Genomic DNA, 21,519 nt, shown 5'->3' on the forward strand with positions numbered 1-21,519 from the left:
CCGCCGGGCCCCCCCCCCCCCCCGTCCGGAAACCGCCCCCGCCCCCCCCTACACCCCCACCGGGGGGGGGCCCCGTTCCTGGGCGGGTACACGGTGCGCAACCGCCTGTTCGGCAGGGGTCAGTGCGCGAAGTGGCGCGTCCCGGTGAGGTACATCGTCACGCCGGCGGCCTGGGCCGCCTCGATCACCTCGGCGTCGCGGATGGACCCGCCGGGCTGCACGACGGCGCGGACGCCGGCGTCGAGCAGCACCTGCAGACCGTCGGCGAAGGGGAAGAACGCGTCGGACGCGGCGACCGCGCCGCGCGCCCGCTCCTGCCCGTCGGCGAGCGTGTTCGCGCGCTCGACGGACAGCCGGCAGGAGTCGACGCGGTTGACCTGGCCCATGCCGATGCCGACGGCGGCGCCGCCCGAGGCGAGCAGGATGGCGTTGGACTTGGCGGCGCGGACGGCCTTCCACGCGAACGCCAGGTCGGCGAGGGTGGCCTCGTCGGCGGCCTCGCCGGCGGCGAGCGTCCACGACGCGGAGTCGTCGCCCTCGGCCTGGAACCGGTCGACCTCCTGGACGAGCATGCCGCCGGAGATCGGGCGGTTCTCCGCGACGGCGTGCGGCGGCGTGTCCACGACGAGCAGGCGCACGTTCTTCTTGGCCTGAAGGATCTCCAGGGCCTCGGGCTCGAAGCCCGGGGCCACGACGACCTCGGTGAACACGGGCGCGATCTGCTCCGCAGCGGCCTTCGTGACGACCCGGTTGGCCGCGATGACGCCACCGTACGCGGACACGGGGTCGGTGGCGTGCGCGCGGGCGTGCGCCTGCGCGATGTCGTCGCCGACGGCGATGCCGCAGGGGTTCGCGTGCTTGATGACCGCCACCGCGGGGCCCTCGTGGTCGTGCGCGGCGCGCCACGCGGCGTCCGCGTCGACGTAGTTGTTGTAGCTCATCGCCTTGCCGTGCAGCTGCGTGGCCTGGGCGAGGCCGGTGCCGCCGTCGGTCCGGGTGAACAGCGCGGCCCGCTGGTGCGGGTTCTCGCCGTAGCGCAGGACGGCGGCGCGCTCGAACGTGGCGCCCGCGACGTCGGGCATGTGCGACTCGAGCGCCGTCTCGTCGGGCGCGTAGGCGCTCGCGAACCAGGAGGAGACGGCGACGTCGTACTGCGCGGTGTGCGCGAACGCGGCGGCCGCGAGGCGCTTGCGCTGCGCGAACGTGAAGCCGCCGCCCTGGACCGCGGCGACCACGTCGTCGTACCGCGCCGGGTCGACGACGACGGCGACGCTCGGGTGGTTCTTCGCCGCGGCGCGGACCATCGAGGGCCCGCCGATGTCGATCTGCTCGACGACCTCGTCCGGGCCGGCGCCGGACGCGACCGTGGCCGCGAACGGGTACAGGTTCACGACGACGAGCTCGAACGTCTCGATGCCGAGGTCGGCGAGCTGGGCGAGGTGGTCGGCCTTGCGGGTGTCGGCCAGGATGCCGGCGTGCACGCGGGGGTGCAGCGTCTTGACGCGCCCCTCGAGGCACTCGGGGAAGCCGGTGAGCTCCTCGACGCGGGTGACGGGGACGCCGGCGTCGGCGATCTTCGTGGCCGTGGAGCCGGTGGAGACGAGCTCCACGCCCGCGGCGTGCAGGGCGGTGGCGAGCTCGGTCAGGCCGGTCTTGTCGTAGACGCTGAGCAGCGCACGGCGCACGGGGCGCTGCGCGTCGTCGGCGAGCTGGACGTCGGGGGCGGTGGGTGCTCCGGACATGAGTGTCTTCTCCTCGGGCGGGTTCTCGCGGAAAGACCCTCGCACCCAGGCGGGCGGCGCGCATGGCGGGACGTGTCGGCCGCTCCCCGGTGGTGACCCACCCTCGCCAGTCACGGCCGCGGCGAGTCTACCGAACGTCGTCCTCACGAGTCACGACGGGGGTCACGACATCGGTCGCGACAGGGGTCACGGCAGCGCCACCTCCATGCCGAGCAGGCGCCAGGCCCGGGCCGCCGTGTCCGCGCGGTCCGCCGCGGGCCGCCGGGTGAGCGCGCCGGCCACGAGCTCGACGCCGAGCATGAGGTCCTCGACGGTGGTGCCGGCGGGCACCTGCCCGGCGTCGAGCGCCGCCTGGTGGTGCGCGGCGAGCACGGCCGCGACCCGTTCGCGCAGCTCCAGCATGCGCCCCGGCCGGTCCTCGACCAGCAGGTCGACCACCCCGACGGACTCGATGGCGTGCCGCGTCACGAGCCCGAGGAGCTCCGGCAGCGCGGCGCCCGCGGCCGACGCCGCCTCCAGCGCGTCCACGTTCTCCTCGACGACGGCGGCCACGAGGGAGACGCGGTCCGGGAAGTGTCGGTAGAGGCTGCCCTGCCCGACGCCGGCGCGGCGCGCGACCGCGCTGAGCGGCGCGGCCGTGCCGGACTCGGCGAAGACCGCGTGCGCCGCCTCCAGGAGCGCCGCACGGTTGCGGGGCGCCGCCGCGGGGCCGGGGTTGCTCCGGGCGGACGGGTGCGGGTTGCTCCGGGCGGTGGGCATTGGAATAGACTAGCAACCGGACAGTGTTGTCCGGTTAGTTGTCCGGTTAGTTGTCCGACGAGTTCGGCATCCACCAGCTAAGGAGACCACCATGGCCCTGTCCGCATCCTCGACCGTCGGCGAGTGGCTCGACCACCCCGTCGGGGGCCGCATCCTCGGCGCCGTCCTCGAGCAGGCCGGCGCGTCGGCCGAGGCGCTCGCCCCGGCGCGCAACCTGCCGCTCGAGCAGCTCGTCGCCCTGTCGAACGGGCAGTTCCCCGCCGAGATGGTCGACGGCCTCGTCGCCGCCTACCGCGAGCAGGCGCCCGACGACGCCGCCGCCGACCCCGCCGACGGCTCCCCCGCCCCCGCGGCCTGGGCCGAGCAGGTCACGCCGGGCCGCTTCGCGGGCCAGACCGTCGTGGTGACCGGTGCGGCCTCCGGCATCGGCCGTGCCGTCGCGTCCCGCGTGGCCCGCGAGGGCGGCCGCGTCGTCGCCGTCGACCTCGCGAAGGAGAAGCTGGACGAGCTCGCCGCGTCCCTCGCGGGGGCCGCGCCGGGCGCCGAGGTCGTCGCCGTCGCGGGCGACATCACGTCGGCCGAGTCGGTCGAGGAGATCGTGCGCGCCGCCGGCGACCGCGTCGACGCCCTCGCCAACGTCGCCGGGATCATGGACGACATGGGCGCGGTGCACGAGCTCACCGACGCGACGTGGGAGCGCGTGATGCGCGTCAACGTCGACGGCACGATGCGCCTCATGCGCGCCGTCCTGCCCGGGATGCTCGCCGCGGGCCGCGGCCGCATCGTCAACGTGGCCTCCGAGGCGGGGCTGCGCGGGTCCGCGGCGGGCGCCGCGTACACGGCGTCGAAGCACGCCGTCGTCGGCCTCACCAAGTCGTCCGCCGTCATGTACGCGGGCTCGGGCGTGCAGGTGAACGCCGTCGCGCCCGGCGGGGTCGCGACCGGCATCCAGGTGCCCACGCAGGCCGAGTTCGGCGGCGCCCGGCTGGGCCGGTACATGGGCAACATCCCCGGCATCGCGACGGCCGAGCACCTCGCCGCGTCGATCACGTTCCTGCTGTCCACCGACGCGGTGAACCTCAACGGCGCGATCCTCGCCTCCGACGGCGGCTGGTCGGCCGTCTGACCACCGACCTGTCAGGGCCGGCGCGGGGTGCACCCCGCGCCGGCCCTGACAGCTCGGGGCGTCACTCGGCGGGCATCGGCAGGGCGTCGTCGGCCCAGGCGTCCGGGGTGCCGACCCGCCACAACGAGCGCACCAGGCCGAGCGCGACCGTCGTCACCGCGAGCAGCGCGACCAGCACCCACAGCACGACGCCGATCCCGCCCGCGTCGAGCAGCACGCCCGCGACCAACGGCGCCAGCGGCATGGCCGCCACCCCGCTCAGCCCGAGCACGGAGGCGAGCCGCCCCTGCATCTCCCCCGGCGTGATCGCCGCGATGTAGCCCGCCATCGCGGCGTTGACGGCCGGCACCAGCAGCACCCCGACGCCGACCAGCACGACGTAGGCGAGGTACTCCTGCACGACCGCCATCGCCGTGAAGGCCACGACGAGCAGTCCGAGCGCCAGCACCGTCAGGGCCCCGAGCCGCAGCCTCGCCACGAGCGGGGGCGCGATCACGGCCCCCAGCAGCATCGATCCCGCTGCGACCATGTCGAGGACGCCGATGAGCACGGGCGGGGTGCCGGTCCCGGCCAGCTCGAGGTGGATGCCGATGAGCATCCCGCCCAGCGCCACGTTGACCACGACGAACATCCCGAGGCAGGCCCGGAACAGGGGCAGCAACCACACGAAGCGGAGCCCCTGCCGCAGCGCGACGACGGGGCGCAACGCGCGCTGGTCCGCGACGTCGCCGTTCAACGGCTCCTTGACGAGGGCCGCGCACAGTGCCGTGACGGCCTCACCCACGACCGCGCCGATCATCGGCACGACGTGCGCCACGCCGTAGAGCACGCCGCCCAGCGGCCCTCCGAGCATCCCCGCCACGGCGTCACGCCCCTGGGCGGTCGCGTAGGCGGTCGGGAGCTGCGACGGCGGGACGACGGCGCGGAACGCCCCGCTGATCGCCGGGTCCAGGAACGCGGTCGCCACGGACGCTCCGAAGAGCACCAGGGCGAGGTGCCACGCCGAGAGGCCGCCGAGCGCGCCCGCGAGCACGACGGTCCCCCACAGCGCGGCCGCGACGGCGGCCGACCCGACGACGAGGCGACGGCGGTCGACCCGGTCCGCGACGACCCCCGCCGGCAGCGCGGCGAGGAGAGCTCCCGTCTGCCCGACGGCCGCGACCACCCCCGCCGCGATGGCCGAGCCCGTGAGCTCGAGGGCCAGCAGCGGCACCGCGAACTTCGTGATGCTGCCGCCCAGCGACTGCGTCGTGAGCCCCGACATCAGCAGCAGGTACGGCCGGTTGCGGCGCAGCGGCGCAGGCATCTCGGTCGTGACGGATCCCGGGTCGGGGAAGGCGGACTGACTCGTGGAGGACGGCGTCGCGGCCGCCGCGGGCTGGCTCATGGGAAGGACGATATTCCCGCAACCATATTTGCGCAATAGTCATTGCGCATTGAACGTTGCGGGACCTTGCTAGGCTTCGGCGCGTGCTGGAGACCATGGACATCCGCGACCCCGAGTCGTTGCGCGCCATCGCGAACCCGGTGCGGCAACGGATCCTCATGCAGCTCGCGGTGGTCGGGCACGCCCGTGCCGCCGACCTGGCCGAGGCGATCGGCCAGCCCGCGAACTCCGTGAGCTTCCACCTCCGGGTGCTCGCCAGAGCCGGGATGATCGTCGAGGCACCGGAGCACGCCCGCGACAGACGAGACCGCGTGTGGAAGAACGTCGCGACGAGCTACAACGTGAAGCCCGCGGCCGGTGACGCGGCCGACCTCATCCTGCGCCCGACCGTCGAGTGGCTCTCCGAGGTGTTCGCGCACGGCGGCCACGAGGAGACCCGCGACGCCGGCCGCACGTTCATGCTCACCACCATGATGCTCACCCGCGACGACGCGAACGAGCTCATCCTCGAGCTCTCGCAGCTCCTCAACCGCTGGTCGGAGCGCAGCCTGGCCGCGTCCCGCGACGAGCCTGTCACTCCACGCGAGGTGTACCAGCTGCTCACCGCGGTCGCGCCGCGGGACGACCCCCGCGGGGACGCGGACACCGACGCGAAGGGCTGAGGGGCACCCTCAGCCGACGGTCGCGCGGCGCCCGTCGACGCTCAGGCCCTCGCGGGCGACGCGGCCCACGGTCTCGACCAGCAGGGCACGCTCCGCGACCTTGATCCGCTCGTGCAGGGCGGCCTCGTCGTCGCCGTCGAGCACGGGGACGACGGCCTGGGCGAGGATCGGCCCGGTGTCGACGCCGGTGTCGACCACGTGCACGGTGCACCCGCTGACCTTCACGCCGTAGGCGAGGGCGTCGCGCACGCCGTGCGCCCCGGGGAACGAGGGCAGCAGCGCGGGGTGGGTGTTGACGATCCGCCCGGCGAACCGCTCGACGAACGAGGGCGCGAGGATGCGCATGAACCCGGCGAGCACCACGTAGTCGGGCCGGAAGACGGCGACGGCCTCGGCCATGCCGACGTTCCAGGCGGGGCGGTCGTCGAAGTCCTGCGGGGCCACGACGACCGACGCCACGCCCGCGTCGCGGGCCAGGTCGAGCGCCCCGGCGCCGGGCTTGTCGGAGACCACGCCGACGACGCGCGCGCCGTACGCCGCGTCGTCGTGGGCCGCGAGCAGCGCCGCGAGGTTGGAGCCCCCGCCGGAGGCCAGGACGACGAGCCGGGCCTGGGCCGTGCCCTGGGCGGAGGTGGACGCGACGGGGTGGCCGGACGGGGTCTGCACGACGTCACCCTACCCGCGCACCCTTCGTCGCCCCGTGGCGGCCTCGGAGGCGTCCGCGCCCTACTCCCGACGCAGCCGCGCACCGACCTGCGCGTGCGCGCTCGCCAGCACGACCGCCGCCCCGACCCCGACCTCGACGGCCACGACCGCACCGGTCAGCAGCGGGTCCGCGCCCACCTGCGCCAGCCGTCCTGCGCCCGCCGCGCCCCCGGCCCAGTGCTGCAGCACCCCGGTCATGACGCCCGCGAGCAGCACCACCCCCGCGAGCACCTGGGCCAGGTCGACCCAGCGGACCCGCTCGGGGTCGAGCCGCCGCCACGCGAACCAGCCGGCGAGCGCGCCGCAGGCCACGACGACCAGCGGGCCGGCGACCGTCGCCGTCGGGCCGGACCAGTCGGGGCCGGGCAGCGCGCCCAGCAGCGGCACGGCGGGCAGGGGGCCGGCCTCCGTGCCGCCCGGGGCGAACACGGTGCCCTGCCCGACGGCGAACCCCGGGCCGGCGATCCACGACGTCGCCCACAGCACGAGGTTGGGCAGCAGCGCGAGCTGCGCGACGGCGAACACGACCCCGCCGATCCAGCCCGGGTCGAGGCCGGTCACCACGTCCTCCGACGTCGCCCGCCCGGCCACGACCCACACGAGGGTGAGCGCCGCACCCGTCCCGGTCAGGGCGACGAGCGCGACCGTGCCCGCCTGCAGGCCCAGCCGGGCGACGTCGGGCACCAGGCGGTCGAGCGGGCCGCCGGGGACGACGACCTCGGGCCGGTCCGGCGGCACGAGGACGCCGAGCGCGGCGCCCGCCCCGCCGACCACGGCGCCGCCGAGCGCCGCGAGGGCCAGCCGGGGCCCGGCGGCGGCGAGCCCGTCGCCCCCCGCCACGCCCGCGGTCGCCGCGGCGAGGGCGACGGTCAGGGCGGCATAGGTCATGGTCGCCGCGACCCAGGCCGCCAGGGTGGGCAGCGCGGACCGCTTCACGGACACGTAGGTGGTGAACACGGCAAGGGCGCCGATCCCGAGCGGCACGAGCGTGATCACGCCGCCGCCCGCGTCGATCGGCACACCGTGCCCCAGCAGCCACAGGCCCGTGGCGACGCCGACGGCCCCCGTCCACGCGGAGTCCGGCGACCCGCCCAGCACCCCGACCACGGCGAGCAGCACGACGACCGCCCCGGACAGCACGACACCCTGCACGGTGGACCACGCGCCCGACGTCGCGGCCGCGAACCGCTCGCTCCCCCGGCCGAGGGTCCGCGCGGGACGGTCGCCGTCGACGGTGCGGGCGGTGCGGGTGCCGGGTGGTGCGCTCACCGGCTCATCGTCACCCGGGCGCCCGGCAGAACCCCGCAGACACACAGACGGCGCCCGCCCCCGGAGGGACGGACGCCGTCGTGCGTGGTGTCAGAGCGTCAGAGCGACTTGAGGATCTCGCGCATGAGCTCGGCGGTCTCGGACGGCGTCTTGCCGACCTTCACGCCCACGGCCTCGAGGGCCTCCTTCTTGGCCTGCGCGGTGCCCGCCGAGCCCGAGACGATGGCGCCGGCGTGGCCCATCGTCTTGCCCTCGGGGGCGGTGAAGCCCGCGACGTAGCCGACGACCGGCTTCGTGACGTGCTCCTTGATGTACGCCGCCGCACGCTCCTCGGCGTCGCCGCCGATCTCGCCGATCATGACGATCGCCTGGGTCTCCGGGTCGTTCTCGAAGGCCTCGAGCGCGTCGATGTGCGTGGTGCCGATGACCGGGTCGCCGCCGATGCCGATGGCGGTGGAGAACCCGAGGTCCTTCAGCTCGTACATCATCTGGTAGGTCAGGGTGCCCGACTTCGACACGAGGCCGATCGGCCCCTTGCCCGTGATGGTGTGCGGCGTGATGCCGGCCAGCGACTCGCCCGGCGTGATGACGCCGGGGCAGTTCGGGCCGATCATGCGGGTCTTCTTGCCCTGGAGGTAGGCGAAGACCTCGGCCGAGTCCTGCACCGGGACGCCCTCGGTGATGACGACGATCAGCGGCATCTCGGCGTCGACGGCCTCGATGGCCGCGTCCTTCGTGAACGCCGGGGGCACGAACAGGACCGACACGTTCGCGCCGGTCTCCGCCATGGCCTCCTTGACGGTGCCGAAGACGGGCAGCGTGACGTCGTTGCCCTCGTGGTCCTTGTGGGTCACGGTGGTGCCGGCCTTGCGGGCGTTCACGCCGCCCACGATCTGCGCGCCGGAGTCGAGCATCAGGGCGGTGTGCTTGGCACCCATCCCGCCGGTGATGCCCTGGACGATGATCTTGCTGTCCTTGTTCAGGTAGATCGACATGGTTCTGAAATCTCTGCTTTCGACGTCGGCGGGGCGCTCAGAGGTGGGCGAGCTCGGCGGCCTTGGCCGCGCCGCCGTCCATGGTCTCGGCCAGGGTGACCAGCGGGTGGTTCGCCTCGCGCAGGATGGCGCGGCCGAGGTCCACGTTGTTGCCGTCGAGGCGCACGACCAGCGGCTTGCTGGCCTCGTCGCCGAGGATCTCCAGCGCGCCGACGATGCCCTTGGCGACCTCGTCGCAGGCGGTGATGCCGCCGAAGACGTTGACGAACACGCTCTTGACCTGCGGGTCGTTGAGGATGACGTCCAGGCCGTTCGCCATGACGGTGGCGTTCGCGCCGCCGCCGATGTCGAGGAAGTTCGCCGGCTTCACGCCGCCGTGCTCCTCGCCGGCGTAGGCGACGACGTCGAGGGTGCTCATGACGAGCCCCGCGCCGTTGCCGATGATGCCGACCTCGCCGTCGAGCTTGACGTAGTTGAGGCCGTTCTCCTTGGCCTTGGCCTCCAGCGGGTCCGCCGCGGCCTTGTCCTCGAGCGCCTCGTGGTCCGGGTGGCGCACCTCGGAGGCGTTGTCGTCGAGGGTGACCTTGCCGTCGAGGGCGACGATCGAGCCGTCCTCGGTGCGGACCAGCGGGTTCACCTCGACGAGGGTGGCGTCCTCGGCCGTGAAGACGGTCCAGAGCTTCTGGATGACGTCGGCGACGGGGGCCTTGAGGTCCTCGGCGAAGTTGGCGGCGTCGACGATCTCGCGCGCCTTGGCCTCGTCGATGCCGACGATCGGGTCGACGGCGACACGGGCGAGCGCCTCGGGGCGCTCGACGGCGAGCTGCTCGATCTCCATGCCGCCCTCGACGGAGCACATGGCGAGGTAGTTGCGGTTCGCGCGGTCCAGGAGCACGGAGAAGTAGAACTCCTCGGCGATCTTGGCGCCCTGCGCGATCATCACGCGGTGGACCGTGTGGCCCTTGATGTCCATCCCGAGGATCTCGCCGGCCTTCTCCTCGGCCTCCGCCGGGGAGTGGGCCAGCTTGACGCCGCCGGCCTTGCCGCGGCCACCGACCTTCACCTGGGCCTTGACGACGACGGTCCCGCCGCCGAGCTTCTCTGCACCTGCGCGAGCCTCTTCGGGCGTCGTCGCGACGACGCCGCCGAGCACGGGCACGCCGTGCTTCTCGAAGATGTCGCGAGCCTGGTATTCGAACAGGTCCACCCTGCTGCGTCCTTCCATCGGTGGTGCCCCTGGGTCGGCAGAGGCCGGCACGAACGGATGTCTCGACATCAAGACATCCCCGAACAGGGTAGTCCGACCGGCACGACGCCGGGAACATCGGCCCTGCATTCCCCCGCCGCAGGTGACCGATCCCACAGCGACCCGCCCGAGTTGTCAGGGCCGCCGCGGGGAATACCGCGCGCCCGTCCTGACAGACCGCAGCGTCAACCAGGGTTGACATGTGCTCGTCTCGTCAACCATAGTTGACGGCATGACGGAGAAGACGCTCGTCGGCGCGGCCGCCGGCGACGACCCCACGGAAGGGCTCCGCGCCGTCCGCGCGCTGCGCGACCTGGCGGACCGCCTCGAGACGCTCCAGGTGGAACGCGCGCGACAGCTCGGCTGGTCGTGGCAGGACGTCGCGGACGCGCTCGGCGTGACCAAGCAGGCGGTCCACAAGAAGCACGGCAGGAGGCTCTGATGTTCGAGAGGTTCACGAAGGAGGCGCGCACGGCGGTGCAGGGTGCCACGGAGATCGCGGAGCGCGAGCGCTCCGAGTCGATCGACACCCGACACCTGGTGATCACGCTCGCCGAGGGCACAGGGCGCACCCCCGCCGCGCTCGTGAGCTGCGGCGTCAGGCCCGACGACGTCGCCGCGCGCGCCCGCGACGCCGTCCGACGGGGTGAGGTGCTCGACGCCGAGGCGCTCGCGGCGGTCGGGATCGACCTCGACGAGGTCAGCCGGCGCGCCGACGAGACCTTCGGCAAGGGCGCGCTCGACCGGGCCGCCCGCAAGGGCTCGCGTCGGCGCAAGCACTGGCCCTTCACCGCCGACGCGCGCAAGGCGCTGGAGCTCTCGCTGCGTGAGGCGGTGCGCCTCGGCGACAAGGGGATCGACGACCGGCACCTGCTCCTGGGCCTCCTGCGTGCCGACTGCCCCGGCGGCCGGATCCTCGAGTCGGCCCTGCACGACGCGGGCAGCGACGTCGCCGCACTCCGCGCCGCCGCCGAGCACGAGTCGCGCGCTGCCTGACCTGCGACGCCTGACCTGTCCGGCCTGCGCCGCCGTCAGCGCGCCGACGGCGCGTCCCTGACCGACGCGTCGCCGGCCGTGGCCGCCAGATACGCGCGGCCGCGAGGCGACAGCCGGTACCCGACGTCGAGGCTCTCCGTGAGGCCCAGCTCCTTGAGCCGGCGCACGCGGATCTTGAACGGGTCGCGCTCCATGCCCAGCCCTTCGGCCAGGGTGCGCGCGACGACGGCCGGCCGCGCCGCGACGAGCTCCAGGTAGGCGCGCGTCCACGGCTCGGGCGCCGCGCGGTCCATGCGCGCGAGGCGGGCGCGGATCGCGTCCACGGCCGCGGCGTCGAGGTCGTCGTCCTCCCGCAGCGCGACCCGCGGGTCCGGCCCGGCCAGGCGCAGGCCCACGCGGTACAGGTCGCCCTCGCCGCGCCGCTCGATCCATGCCCGGGCCGTGGCCACCGACCGGAAGCCCGCCCCGCGGGCGCCGGCGTCGTCGACGCTCTCCAGGGTCACCGGGTCCACGGCCGTCACCTCGACCACGCCCACCCGGGTGCGCATCGTCGACCCAGGACGCACCCGCACCACGGCCCACCGGCGGTAGGTGTGGGTGACCGTCCCGTCGGCCAGGCCGCGCAGCGTCCTCGCGTCCAGCAGCACACGGTCACGATGCCAGCGGCGGCACGCCCCCGCCCGGCGAGGTCAGAGCTTGGTGACCGGCGAGTACCGCAACAGCAGCCGCTTGGTGCCGTCCGCGCCGAAGTCGATCCGCGCGACGGAGTTCGGGCCGCTCCCCTCCAGCGACACGACCGTGCCGAGGCCGTACGCGTCGTGCGTCACCTTGTCGCCGACGTCGAGCGACGGCACGTCCGCGTCCTTGCGCGGGGTCGCGGAGCCGAACGTCGCGCCCGTGCTCGCCGTCGTCGTGCCCGCCTCCTTCGGCCGGCCGATCCGCCCGCCGACACCCTCGGACGGCGAGCGCCGCTGAGGCGACCAGGTGCTGCCCGACGAGCCCGCCCCACCGCGTGCCGACCCGCTCCGTGCCGTGCCGCCCCGTGCCTGACCACCCCACGCGGACCCGCCGCGGCGCAGGTACTGGGTGGACGACTCGCGCCGGCGCCAGTCCCAGAGCTCGTCGGGGATCTCCTCGAGGAACCGGCTGGGCGGGAACTCGTTGGGCGCCCCCCAGGCGGACCGCACCGCCGACCTCGAGATGTACAGCCGCTGCCGGGCGCGCGTGATCCCGACGTACGCCAGCCGCCGCTCCTCGGCGAGCTCGGAGTCGTCGTGCAGCGACCGCATGTGCGGGAAGGTGCCGTCCTCCATGCCCGTGAGGAAGACGACGGGGAACTCCAGGCCCTTGGCGGTGTGCAGGGTCATCAGCGTGACGACGCCCTGGTCCTCCTTGGGCTCCTGCTCCGCCTCGCCGTCGGCCACGTCCTCGTCGGGGATCTGGTCGGCGTCGGCCACCAGCGACACGCGCTCGAGGAAGTCGGCGAGGTCGCCCTCGGGGTCCAGCTCGCTGAACTCCGCCGCGACGGCGTGCAGCTCGGCGAGGTTCTCGACGCGGGACGCGTCCTGCGGGTCGTCGGACGCGCGCAGCTCCGCGAGGTAGCCCGTCCGGTCGAGGACCGCGCCGAGGATCGTGGCGGGCGGCTCGCCGTCGTCGACGAGGGCGCGCAGCTCGCGCATCATGTCGCGGAACGCCGTGAGCGGCTTGGACGTGCGGGACGTCATGCCGCCGATCTCGTCGGCGCGCTCGAGCGCCGCCCCGAAGGAGATGCGCTCGCGGTCCGCGAACGACGCCACGAGCGACTCGGCCTTGTCCCCCAGGCCGCGCTTGGGCACGTTGAGCACGCGGCGCAGGTTGACGTCGTCGTCCGGGTTCGCCAGCGCACGCAGGTAGGCGACGGCGTCCTTGATCTCGCGGCGCTCGTAGAACCGGGTGCCGCCCACCACCTTGTACGGCAGGCCGACGCGGATCAGCACCTCCTCCAGCGCACGGGACTGCGCGTTGGTGCGGTAGAACACCGCGACGTCCCCGGGGCGCACGCCGTCGGAGTCGCCGAGCCGGTCGATCTCCTCCGCGACGAACCGCGCCTCGCCGTGCTCGTCGTCGGCCACGTAGCCGACGATCTTCTCCCCCGCGCCCGCGTCGGTCCACAGCCGCTTGGGCTTGCGGTCCGGGTTGCGCGAGATGACGGCGTTCGCGGCCGTGAGGATCGTCTGCGTGGAGCGGTAGTTCTGCTCCAGCAGGATCGTCGTGGCGTCGGGGTAGTCCTCCTCGAACTCCACGATGTTGCGGATCGTGGCGCCGCGGAACGCGTAGATCGACTGGTCGGCGTCGCCCACGACGGTCAGCTCCGCCGGGTCGAGGCCGTCGGCGCCGGGCCCGTCCGCGGTGGCACCCGCGAGCTCCCGCACCAGCATGTACTGCGCGTGGTTCGTGTCCTGGTACTCGTCCACCAGGATGTGCCGGAACCGGCGCCGGTAGTGCTCCGCGACGTTCGGGAACGCCTGCAGCAGGTTCACCGTCGTCATGATGATGTCGTCGAAGTCGAGCGCGTTCGCCTGCGCCAGGCGCTGCTGGTAGCGGCGGTAGACGTCGGCCAGCACGGTGTCGAACTCCGGCGCCTGGGACGGCAGCGAGCCCGACGACGCGGCGCGGGCGGCGCGCTCGCGCCAGCCCTCCTCCGTGGCGTCGGCGCCCGAGCTCTGCGCGTACGTCTCGGGGTCGATCAGCTCGTTCTTGAGGTCGCTGATCTTGTGCGCCAGCGAGCGCGCCGGGTACTTCTTCGCGTCGAGGTCCAGCTCGCGCGTCACCAGCGTGATGAGGCGCTGCGAGTCCGCCGCGTCGTAGATGGAGAAGCTGGAGCGCAGGCCGAGGGTCTTGGCCTCCTTGCGCAGGATCCGCACGCAGGCGGAGTGGAACGTCGAGACCCACATCCGCCCGCCGGCCGGGCCCACCAGGTGCTCGACGCGCTCGCGCATCTCGGCCGCGGCCTTGTTGGTGAACGTGATCGCGAGGATCTCCCCCGCCCGCGCCCGGCCCGTGGCCAGCAGGTACGCGATGCGGTGCGTGAGCACGCGCGTCTTGCCGGACCCGGCGCCCGCGACGATGAGCAGCGGCGAGCCCGCGTGCTCGACGGCGGCCCGCTGCTGCGGGTTCAGCCCGTCCAGCAGGGCGTCGGGGTCCAGGTGCGAGAACGCCCCCCGCGACCGCGGCCGCCCCTCGGCCGCGCCGCCGTCGTGGGCGCCGTCGTGCGCCTCCACCGCGGCGTCGCGCACCCACGCGGGCGCGCCGGACTCCGGGTCGGCGGCGTCGTCGTCCCAGCGCGGCGCGGTGGACGGCAGGCGTGCGGTGTCGTCCTTCGCGGCGTGGTCGAACCCGGGCAGGGACAGGCTGTCGAACAGGGAGGTCATCGTGGACCAAGCCTAGGCTCCGCGGCCGACATCCCGGCGCCGCCCGGGCCGACCGTACGCTCAGCCCGCGACGGACACCGTCGTACCGACGGCCGTCGGGTCCTCCAGCAGGTCGCAGACGGCCGCTGCCAGGTCGGCGCGGCGCATCGACCAGCGCCACCGGACGTTGCCGTCCCGGCGCTGGTGGTAGCGGCCGCGGCCCGCGCCGTCGCGCAGCATGGGCGGCCGCACGATCGTCCAGTCGAGCCCCGACTCCCGCACCGCCGGCTCCGCGACGGCGAAGCCCGCGTTCGCGTCGCGCAGCGCCCGGGCCAGGATCGGCTTGGCCAGGTATCGGGACAGCGGGTCGTCGCCGTCCACCACCCAGCCGCTCGCGGTCACGACCACGGCGCGGCGCACCCCGGCGTCGCGGGCGGCGCGCACCAGCACCCGGGTGAGCTCCCCCTGCACCCCCGCCTCGCTGCCCGGCACCGGGCCCACCGCGGAGACGACGGCGTCGGCCCCCGCGAGCGCGGCGGTGACCGCGGGGGCGTCGAGGCCGTCCGCCGTCGCGACGTCGTCGGGCGTCAGCCCGCGCAGCCGGGCCGGGTCGCGCACGACGGCGACCACGTGGTGGCCACGGCGGTGTGCCTCCTCGACGACCAGGCGGCCGGTGCGGCCCGTGGCACCCAGGACGGCGATCTTCATCTGCTGCTCCTCGCGTTCGTCTGGTGAGTAAGTGTTTACTCACCCCTAGGATGGGGGTGCCGCACAGGCATGTCAACGGGACAGGGAGAACTCATGGGCACGCGCGACCGGATCCTCGACGCCGCGGCCACGGTGCTGCGCGAACGCGGGATCGCCCGGGCCACGACCAAGGAGATCGCCCGCGCGGCAGGCTGCTCCGAGGCGCTGCTCTACAAGCACTTCACGGACAAGCAGGAGCTGTTCCTCGGCGTGCTGTCCGAACGAGCCCCCCGGCTCGACGCGCCCGCCGATCTCGTGGGTCGCGCGACCGTCGTCGAGAACGTCACGACCCTCGTCGGCCAGCTGCTCGCGTTCTACGCACGCTCGTTCCCCATGGCGGCGTCGATCCTCGGCGCGCCGGAGCTGCTCGCGGCGCACCGGGAGGGCCTCGGCCGCCGCGGCGCTGGGCCGCAGGGGCCCGCCCTGCAGGTGCAGGCCTACCTCGACGCCGAGGCAGCCGCCGGGCGCCTCGACCCCGGCACCGACACCGAGGCTCTGTCCCGCACCCTCGCCGGGGCCGCCCTCTTCGAGGCGTTCCTGGCCGTCTACGCCGGGCTCGACGACGTGCCCGACGCCCCCGAACGGGCGCGGCGCGTCGTCGCGGCCGTCCGCCTGGGAACGCCGGCCGACTAGCTCACGACTCCAGAACCACCGTCCGGCCTGCGGCGCAGCCGCATCGGGGTGTGCGGGATGTCGTCCTCGAGGTACTCGGGCCCGTCGGGGACGAAGCCGAACCGCCCGTAGAAACCGGTCAGCGGCGACTGCGCGCCGAGGACGACGTCGGCTTGCGGGGCGGCCGCGGTGGCCACCTCCACCGCGGCGCGCATGAGCACGCCCGACGCCCCCGAGCCGCGCACGTCCGGGTGGCACACCACGCGGCCGACGCGCTGCACGTCGCCGTCGTCGAGCACGCGGGCCGTCGCGACGACACGTCCGTCCCGTGCGCCGTCGAGCAGCACGACGTGCCGCGCCGTCGGCTCGGCGTCCCGGCCGTCGAGGTCGGGGTACGCGCACTCCTGCTCGACGACGAACACGTCCTGGCGCAGCCGCCACGCCTCGTACGCGGTGCGCGCGTCCAGCTCGTCGAGCGTCGCGACGCGCACCGTCCACCGGTCGTCGTGCCGCGCTGCCGCGTCCTGCGTCGTCATGGGGTCCCCCTCGTGCCGTGCCTGCCGCCCGACACCCTAAGCCGCGTGCCGATGAGATCCGCCCCCGGCGACCGTCCCACCCGTACCGCACCCGCCGCGACCGGCGCCGGGTCGTCGCCCGAGGAGGAACCACCGTGGCCGCAGCACGATTCACCGGGGTCCAGACCGTCGCGGTCCCCGTCCGCGACCAGGACGCCGCGCTCGCCTTCTACACCGGACGCCTCGGGTTCGAGGTCCGCTTCGACGCCGAGCTGCAGCCCGGCTTCCGGTGGGTCGACGTCGCCGCACCGGACGCCGCGACGTCGCTCGCGCTGGTCCGCGCGGGCGACGGGCTGCCCGCCGGCGTCGACACCGGGATCCGGCTCGTCACGCCCGACGCGCGCGCCGCGCACGCCGCGCTGGAGGACGCGGGGGCCGACGTCGGCGAGCTCCTGCTGTGGGAGTCGGCGCCGCCGATGTTCTCGTTCCGGGACCCCGACGGCAACACCCTGTACGTCACCGAGAACCCCGCAGGCTGACCCGCGCCGGCTCGCGGCGGGCCCGCCGGGCACGCCACACTCCTGCGCATGACCGTGCTCCGCTCGATCCTGCTCTTCCTCGCCGCCGCCGTCTTCGAGATCGGCGGCGCCTGGCTGGTGTGGCAGGGGGTGCGCGAGCACCGCGGCTGGATCTGGATCGGCGCGGGCGTCGTCGCCCTCGGCGCGTACGGGTTCTTCGCGAGCCTGCAGCCGGACGCGAACTTCGGCCGCATCCTCGCCGCGTACGGCGGGGTCTTCGTGGCCGGCTCGCTCGTCTGGGGCATGGTCGTCGACGGGTTCCGGCCCGACCGCTGGGACGTCGCCGGCGCCCTGATCTGCCTCGCCGGCGTCGCGGTGATCATGTACGCCCCCCGCGAGGCGGCCGCCTGACACCGCCCGGCGGGCCTCGCGGGCGCGGGTGAAGAGCCCGCCCGTGCCGGGTGCGTGCCCCCGCGCGGTGGGATAGTCGGCTCGTGGCAGGCCCCCGGGTGGTGGGGAGAGCCGACGCCCTGGCAGCCGTCGACGGCCTGCTCGGGGCCGCACGGGAGGCGCCGGCGGGGCTGGCGCTCACCGGTCCCCCCGGCATCGGCAAGACGACCGTGTGGCTCGCGGCCGTGGACCGGGCGCGCGACGAGGGCGCCACCGTGCTCGCGGGCCGCCCGGCGCCCGCGGAGGTCCGCCTCGAGTACGCCGGCCTGGCCGAGCTGCTCGCGCCGCTCACCGCCGCCGCGAGACGCCTCCCCCTCCCCCAGCGGCGCGCGCTGGACGCCGCCCTCGGCCTCGAGACCTCGGGCCCGGCCGGCGGGCCGCAGCTCGTCGCGGCCGCCGTGCGGGCCCTCGTCGGCGACGCGGCGGCGCGCGGCCCGGTCCTCGTCGCCGTGGACGACCTGCAGTGGCTCGACCCGTCGAGCCGGCAGGCGATCTCCTTCGCCTGCCGCCGTGCCACGGGCTTCCTGGCGGTCCTCTCCTGCGCGCGGTCGTCCGACGGCCCGGGCCCCGCGGCGCACGACGCATCCGTCCCCGCGCTCGAGCCCGCCGACCCTCGTCGGCTCGTGCGCCTGGCCCTGCCCGCGCTCGCCCCCGACGAGCTGCTCGCCGTCGTCCAGGACCGCGGGGTGGTGCTCGACGCCGTGGCCACGACGCGCCTCGTCGCGGCGGCCGGCGGCAACCCGCTCTTCGCGATCCAGCTCGCGGAGCACTGGCGCGCCCAGGGACGACCCGACGGCCTCCCCGCCACGCTGCGCGCCCTGGTCGACGCGCGGGTGTCGCGGCTGCCGGTCGGGACGCGCACGGTGCTGCTCTCGGCGGCCTGCCTCGCGGACCCGCGGCTCGCGCACCTCGCCGTGCTGCACGACGGCGACGCCGCGGTGGGCGACGCCCTCGCTCCGGCGGAGGACGCCGGGGTCGTGCGCCTCGACCAGGGCCGCGTCCGGTTCACGCACCCGTTGTTCGCCGCGGGCGTCCTCGACGCCACGTCCCCGGGCGGCCGCCGCGCGCGCCACCGCGCGCTCGCCGACGTCGTCGGCGACGGCGAGGCCCGTGCCCGCCACCTCGCGCACGCGGCGACCGGCGCGGACCCGGAGACCCTGGGGGCCCTCGACGCGGCGGCCGAGGCCGCCCGGCGGCGGGGCGCGACCTCCGTCGCGGCGGAGCTGGAGGACCTCGCGCTCGGGCTCGGCGTCCGCGAGCCGGCCCGCCTGCTGCGGGCGGCGGAGGACCAGCTCCGCACCGACGCCTACGGGCGGGCGCTCGGCCTCGCGGCCGAGGCGCTGCCCGACCTCACCAGCCCGCTCGAGCGGGCGCGCGCGCTCGGCACGGCCGGTCGGGCGCGGTTCCGCCTGGGCGACCTCGCGGGCTCGGTCGCCGCGCTCTCCGAGGCGGTCGCCCTGGCCGGGGCGGACCCCGACCTGCACGTCTCGCTCCTCGGCGACCTCGCGACCGGGCTCCTCAACAGCGGCCAGGTGGAGCTCGGCCGGACCTGCCTGGTCGACGCGGCGGCGGGGCGGACGCCCTCGGGGACGGACGACGGGGCGGGCGCCGAGCTCCTCGCCGGCCGGGCGGTCCTCGACCAGCTCACCGGCCGGGGCTACGACGAGTCCCTGGCACGACGGGCCCTGGCGGCGGAGGACCCCGGCCGCGCCGTGCCGGCGATCCGGTGGCCGACGGTGAACGTCGCCTCCGCGCTCTTCTTCACGGGCAGGCCCGCGGACGCGCTGGGGCTCCTGCTCGACGCCGAACGCCGGTGCGTCGACCGCGGCCAGGAGACCGACCTCTGGTACGTGCAGTTCTACCTCGCGCGGGCCGCGACCCTCGTCGGCGAGCTCGGCGTCGCGGAGGGCGCCGCCGCGCGGCTCGAGGGGCGCGCCCGCGTGACGGAGGGTCCGCTCCTCGCGCTCATGGCCGCCACCGCCAGGGCACACCTCGGCGCCTGGACCGGGGACGCGGCGGCCGCGCTGCCGACCGCGCGGGCCGCCGCCGCGCGGTTCACGGAGCTCGGCGCCCCGCACGTCGCCGTGCTGCCCGCCGCCGCGCTCGGCGCGGTCCTCCTCGCGGCCGGCGACGCTCCCGCCGTCGTCGAGCTGCTGCTGCCGCTCGAGCGCCACGTGTTCTCCTGCGGGTACCGCCACCCCGGGTTCGCGGGCGTCGTCACCGACCTCGTGGCGGCGCTCGCCGCGACCGGCGGGACGGCCGCGGCGGCCGAGGTGCTGGACGGCTACGGCGAGGCGGCGGCCCGACCCGGGGGCGCGTGGCTCCGCGGCGTCCTCGCCCGCGGGTGGGCGGGCGTCGCCGCCGGGACGGGCGAGACCGGGCGGGCGCGTGGCCTCCTCGACGACGCGCTCGCCGCCTTCCCGCCCGGGTACGAGCGCGGGCGCACCCTGCTCGACCTCGCCCGGCTGGAGCGGCGTGCCCGTCGCCGCGCCGCCGCCGGCGACGCCGCGCGGCGCGCGGTCCGGGAGCTGGAGGCCGTGGGCTGCACGCTCTGGGGCGACGTCGCGCGGGCGGAGGCGGACCGGGTGTCCGGGCCGTCGCCCGGCGCGTCGCTCACCGCGATGGAGGCGCGGGTGTGCGCCCTGGCCGCCGCCGGACGGACGAACCGGGAGGTGGCGGTGGCCCTGTCCATGAGCGCCAAGACGGTCGAGGCGCACCTGTCCCGCGCCTACGCGAAGCTCGGCATCCGGTCGCGCGCCGAGCTCGGGGCGCTCGCGGGGCGGGGGGAGCTCCCGCACGACGAGGGAAGTCCCTGATGCGCGCCGCGCCGGCCCGGCCGCATCGTCGGACCAGGGTGCGGGAGGGGGTGCCATGTCCTGGACGATCGAGATCTCCCCGCTCGGCGTCGGGGGCGCTCCCGCCGCGCCCGACCACGCGCCCGACCACGCGACCCCCGGGGCGCGCCACGGCCGCCTGCGCACGCTGGCGGCCGTGGTGTGCGGGGCGCTGCTCGCGGCCGGCGCGCTCACGGTCGCCGACGAGGTGGTCGGCGACGGGGCACGAGACCCGGCGCCCCTCGAGCAGGCGCCGCCGGCCTCGCGGATCGGCCTCGGGGACTTCCGCGTCCCGGCGGCGACGGGCCGCTGAGCCGGGCGCCGCCCTGTTCGCCGGGCCGGGCTCAGGTGAGGAGCAGCCCGACCACCCAGGCGAGCGTGGCGACGACGCCGCCGGCCAGCTGCACGCCGATGGTGATGAGCGTGGCCTTCAGGGCGGCCCGCGTGGCCGTCCACGCGACGGCCGCGTCGCGACGTCGGGCCAGCTCCACGAGGAAGACGGCACCGGCGAAGAAGAGGAAGAGCCCGACCACGGGCACCACGAAGAACCCGACGACCCCCGCGAGGCCGGCGACCGCGAGCGTGCCCCAGGGCACGTCGGCCCGGCGCATGTGCCGCCCCGCGAGCAGCCACTGACCCGTCTCTGCGGCCACGACCGCGAGGGCGGCGACGGCGAAGCACACCCACGCCGTCGTGCCGCCGGTGACCCACGCCCACACGAGGATGCTCCCCAGCACGAGCACGTTGCCGGGGAGCACCTGCACGACGATGCCGACCAGGCCGACGGCGATCGCCAGCCCGACCAGCACCTCCCCCAGGACGCTCATCGCGACCGCCCCGGGCAGACGGGGACGATCACCAGAAGACGGCGACCAGGATGTTGACCAGCGTCAGGGCGCCGATCGAGTGCTTGAGCCCGGGGGCCACGGCACCCGTGCCGTTGTCCCCCTTCGAGCCCTGGCGCTTGGCGACGAAGGCGAGCACCGCGATGATCAGCGCGATCACGAGCTTGACGCCGATCTTGGCCATGCTGGGGCCGCCGTCCGCCCAGAGGTCGGCCATCTCGGCGACGCCGACCATGAGGACGCCGGCGACGAGCGCGGTCGCGGCGCCGTGGAAGACCCCGCGGTAGAGGCCCGGGCTCTTGATCGACGCGATGTAGCCACCGAGGACGATCGCCCAGCCCACGAAGTGGAGCGCGACGAAGACGTGGTAGAGGAACTCCATGCGGGCAGCCTAGCCGCGCGCGGAGCGGGATCTGACACCGGTGTCCGCAACCGGTCACACATCACACTCGGGCGACCCGACGCAAGCCTTCCCCCCATCGTCCCAACATGTGGTCCCACCATGTGGACCCTGTCTCGCGCGAGACCGTCCGGTGCGGCTACGGTCATCCCCATGACCACGGCCGCGCACCGCCTCCTCGTGACGACTCGTCACGAGATGCCGGCGTGCGTGCGTCGCAGCATGCGCAGCTGTCTGTGCTGCTGTCGCTGATCGCGCCCTACCTCAGCCCCGCCGCTCCCGCGCGGCTCCTGAGCACCGGCGCGCGCCGTCGGTCCTCGGC

Annotated in this window: 22 protein-coding genes; 9 read left to right on the plus strand and 13 right to left on the minus strand. The window is 75.2% G+C overall.

Annotation, left to right across the window (positions count from 1 at the left end):
• Positions 1-119: 119 nt before the first annotated feature.
• Together purH and ACFQ8Y_RS21585 are read right to left on the minus strand one after the other, a co-directional pair.
• A complete protein-coding gene (gene purH / locus ACFQ8Y_RS21580) occupies positions 120-1,742 on the minus strand; it encodes a bifunctional phosphoribosylaminoimidazolecarboxamide formyltransferase/IMP cyclohydrolase (RefSeq protein ID WP_430586694.1) in 1,623 nt (540 codons plus the stop codon).
• A gap of 186 nt (positions 1,743-1,928) precedes the next feature.
• Positions 1,929-2,501: a helix-turn-helix domain-containing protein gene (locus ACFQ8Y_RS21585; RefSeq protein WP_430586695.1), complete on the minus strand. Its 573-nt coding sequence runs from the start codon at positions 2,499-2,501 to the stop codon at positions 1,929-1,931.
• Positions 2,502-2,592: 91 nt separating this feature from the next.
• On the opposite strand from ACFQ8Y_RS21585, the gene ACFQ8Y_RS21590 reads away from it, so the two are divergent.
• The gene (locus ACFQ8Y_RS21590; protein ID WP_430586696.1) at positions 2,593-3,627 is read left to right on the plus strand and encodes an SDR family NAD(P)-dependent oxidoreductase; all 1,035 of its coding nucleotides are present in this window, start codon (positions 2,593-2,595) and stop codon (positions 3,625-3,627) included.
• 61 nt (positions 3,628-3,688) lie between these two features.
• On the opposite strand, the gene ACFQ8Y_RS21595 is transcribed toward ACFQ8Y_RS21590, so the two are convergent.
• Positions 3,689-5,014, minus strand: coding sequence for an MFS transporter (locus tag ACFQ8Y_RS21595; protein WP_430586697.1), 1,326 nt, complete (start codon positions 5,012-5,014; stop codon positions 3,689-3,691).
• Positions 5,015-5,097: 83 nt separating this feature from the next.
• Here ACFQ8Y_RS21595 and ACFQ8Y_RS21600 point away from each other — a divergent pair, with 83 nt between their 5' ends.
• The gene (locus tag ACFQ8Y_RS21600; protein ID WP_430586698.1) at positions 5,098-5,676 is read left to right on the plus strand and encodes a helix-turn-helix domain-containing protein; all 579 of its coding nucleotides are present in this window, start codon (positions 5,098-5,100) and stop codon (positions 5,674-5,676) included.
• A 9-nt stretch (positions 5,677-5,685) separates the two neighbouring features.
• Here the strand turns inward: ACFQ8Y_RS21600 and purN are convergent, their stop codons facing one another.
• From purN to sucC, 4 genes are all read right to left on the minus strand, one after another.
• On the minus strand, positions 5,686-6,342 hold the full coding sequence (gene purN / locus ACFQ8Y_RS21605) for a phosphoribosylglycinamide formyltransferase (protein ID WP_430586699.1): 657 nt from the start codon (positions 6,340-6,342) through the stop codon (positions 5,686-5,688).
• 60 nt (positions 6,343-6,402) lie between these two features.
• Positions 6,403-7,650, minus strand: coding sequence for a DUF6350 family protein (locus ACFQ8Y_RS21610; RefSeq protein ID WP_430586700.1), 1,248 nt, complete (start codon positions 7,648-7,650; stop codon positions 6,403-6,405).
• Between the two features lie 98 nt (positions 7,651-7,748).
• Positions 7,749-8,645 (minus strand): succinate--CoA ligase subunit alpha, encoded by an 897-nt coding sequence (gene sucD, locus ACFQ8Y_RS21615; RefSeq protein WP_430586701.1) that lies wholly within the window; start codon positions 8,643-8,645, stop codon positions 7,749-7,751.
• 37 nt (positions 8,646-8,682) lie between these two features.
• On the minus strand, positions 8,683-9,852 hold the full coding sequence (gene sucC, locus ACFQ8Y_RS21620; RefSeq protein WP_430550394.1) for an ADP-forming succinate--CoA ligase subunit beta: 1,170 nt from the start codon (positions 9,850-9,852) through the stop codon (positions 8,683-8,685).
• A 271-nt stretch (positions 9,853-10,123) separates the two neighbouring features.
• Here sucC and ACFQ8Y_RS21625 point away from each other — a divergent pair, with 271 nt between their 5' ends.
• Together ACFQ8Y_RS21625 and ACFQ8Y_RS21630 are read left to right on the plus strand one after the other, a co-directional pair.
• A complete protein-coding gene (locus ACFQ8Y_RS21625; RefSeq protein ID WP_430586702.1) occupies positions 10,124-10,333 on the plus strand; it encodes an RNA polymerase subunit sigma-70 in 210 nt (69 codons plus the stop codon).
• Positions 10,333-10,887 carry a Clp protease N-terminal domain-containing protein gene (locus ACFQ8Y_RS21630; RefSeq protein WP_430564638.1) on the plus strand — a complete coding sequence of 185 codons (555 nt, stop codon included), beginning with the start codon at positions 10,333-10,335 and terminating at the stop codon, positions 10,885-10,887. Before ACFQ8Y_RS21625 ends, ACFQ8Y_RS21630 begins: the two co-directional genes overlap by 1 nt.
• Before the next feature lie 35 nt (positions 10,888-10,922).
• On the opposite strand, the gene ACFQ8Y_RS21635 is transcribed toward ACFQ8Y_RS21630, so the two are convergent.
• The 3 genes from ACFQ8Y_RS21635 to ACFQ8Y_RS21645 are packed head-to-tail and all read right to left on the minus strand — an operon-like array spanning position 10,923 to position 14,984.
• Positions 10,923-11,534, minus strand: a complete 612-nt coding sequence (locus tag ACFQ8Y_RS21635; RefSeq protein WP_430550397.1) for a hypothetical protein — start codon at positions 11,532-11,534, stop codon at positions 10,923-10,925.
• A 42-nt stretch (positions 11,535-11,576) separates the two neighbouring features.
• Positions 11,577-14,297, minus strand: coding sequence for a UvrD-helicase domain-containing protein (locus tag ACFQ8Y_RS21640; protein ID WP_430586703.1), 2,721 nt, complete (start codon positions 14,295-14,297; stop codon positions 11,577-11,579).
• 60 nt (positions 14,298-14,357) lie between these two features.
• On the minus strand, positions 14,358-14,984 hold the full coding sequence (locus ACFQ8Y_RS21645; protein WP_430586704.1) for an NAD(P)-dependent oxidoreductase: 627 nt from the start codon (positions 14,982-14,984) through the stop codon (positions 14,358-14,360).
• A gap of 93 nt (positions 14,985-15,077) precedes the next feature.
• Between ACFQ8Y_RS21645 and ACFQ8Y_RS21650 the strand changes: the two genes are divergently transcribed.
• Positions 15,078-15,656: a TetR/AcrR family transcriptional regulator gene (locus ACFQ8Y_RS21650; protein ID WP_430550400.1), complete on the plus strand. Its 579-nt coding sequence runs from the start codon at positions 15,078-15,080 to the stop codon at positions 15,654-15,656.
• Here ACFQ8Y_RS21650 and ACFQ8Y_RS21655 read toward each other — a convergent pair.
• Entirely contained in the window at positions 15,653-16,171 is a 519-nt protein-coding gene (locus tag ACFQ8Y_RS21655; RefSeq protein WP_430564635.1) for a GNAT family N-acetyltransferase, read from the minus strand. The genes ACFQ8Y_RS21650 and ACFQ8Y_RS21655 overlap by 4 nt on opposite strands.
• Before the next feature lie 134 nt (positions 16,172-16,305).
• Here ACFQ8Y_RS21655 and ACFQ8Y_RS21660 point away from each other — a divergent pair, with 134 nt between their 5' ends.
• The 4 genes from ACFQ8Y_RS21660 (at position 16,306) to ACFQ8Y_RS21675 (ending at position 20,265) form a co-directional block, all read left to right on the plus strand.
• A complete protein-coding gene (locus tag ACFQ8Y_RS21660) occupies positions 16,306-16,689 on the plus strand; it encodes a VOC family protein (protein WP_430586705.1) in 384 nt (127 codons plus the stop codon).
• Between the two features lie 48 nt (positions 16,690-16,737).
• Positions 16,738-17,079 (plus strand): YnfA family protein, encoded by a 342-nt coding sequence (locus ACFQ8Y_RS21665; RefSeq protein ID WP_430586706.1) that lies wholly within the window; start codon positions 16,738-16,740, stop codon positions 17,077-17,079.
• Positions 17,080-17,162: 83 nt separating this feature from the next.
• On the plus strand, positions 17,163-19,934 hold the full coding sequence (locus ACFQ8Y_RS21670; protein WP_430586707.1) for an AAA family ATPase: 2,772 nt from the start codon (positions 17,163-17,165) through the stop codon (positions 19,932-19,934).
• A 55-nt stretch (positions 19,935-19,989) separates the two neighbouring features.
• Complete coding sequence (locus ACFQ8Y_RS21675; protein WP_430586708.1) at positions 19,990-20,265, plus strand: hypothetical protein; 276 nt, start codon at positions 19,990-19,992, stop codon at positions 20,263-20,265.
• Positions 20,266-20,296: 31 nt separating this feature from the next.
• Here ACFQ8Y_RS21675 and ACFQ8Y_RS21680 read toward each other — a convergent pair whose 3' ends face one another.
• Together ACFQ8Y_RS21680 and ACFQ8Y_RS21685 are read right to left on the minus strand one after the other, a co-directional pair.
• Positions 20,297-20,779: a DUF456 domain-containing protein gene (locus ACFQ8Y_RS21680; RefSeq protein WP_430550406.1), complete on the minus strand. Its 483-nt coding sequence runs from the start codon at positions 20,777-20,779 to the stop codon at positions 20,297-20,299.
• A gap of 28 nt (positions 20,780-20,807) precedes the next feature.
• The gene (locus tag ACFQ8Y_RS21685; protein WP_430564632.1) at positions 20,808-21,179 is read right to left on the minus strand and encodes a hypothetical protein; all 372 of its coding nucleotides are present in this window, start codon (positions 21,177-21,179) and stop codon (positions 20,808-20,810) included.
• Positions 21,180-21,519: the final 340 nt, after the last annotated feature.

It is taken from the genome of Isoptericola sp. NPDC056605 (genome assembly GCF_042792795.1).
GTDB lineage: Bacteria > Actinomycetota > Actinomycetes > Actinomycetales > Cellulomonadaceae > Isoptericola.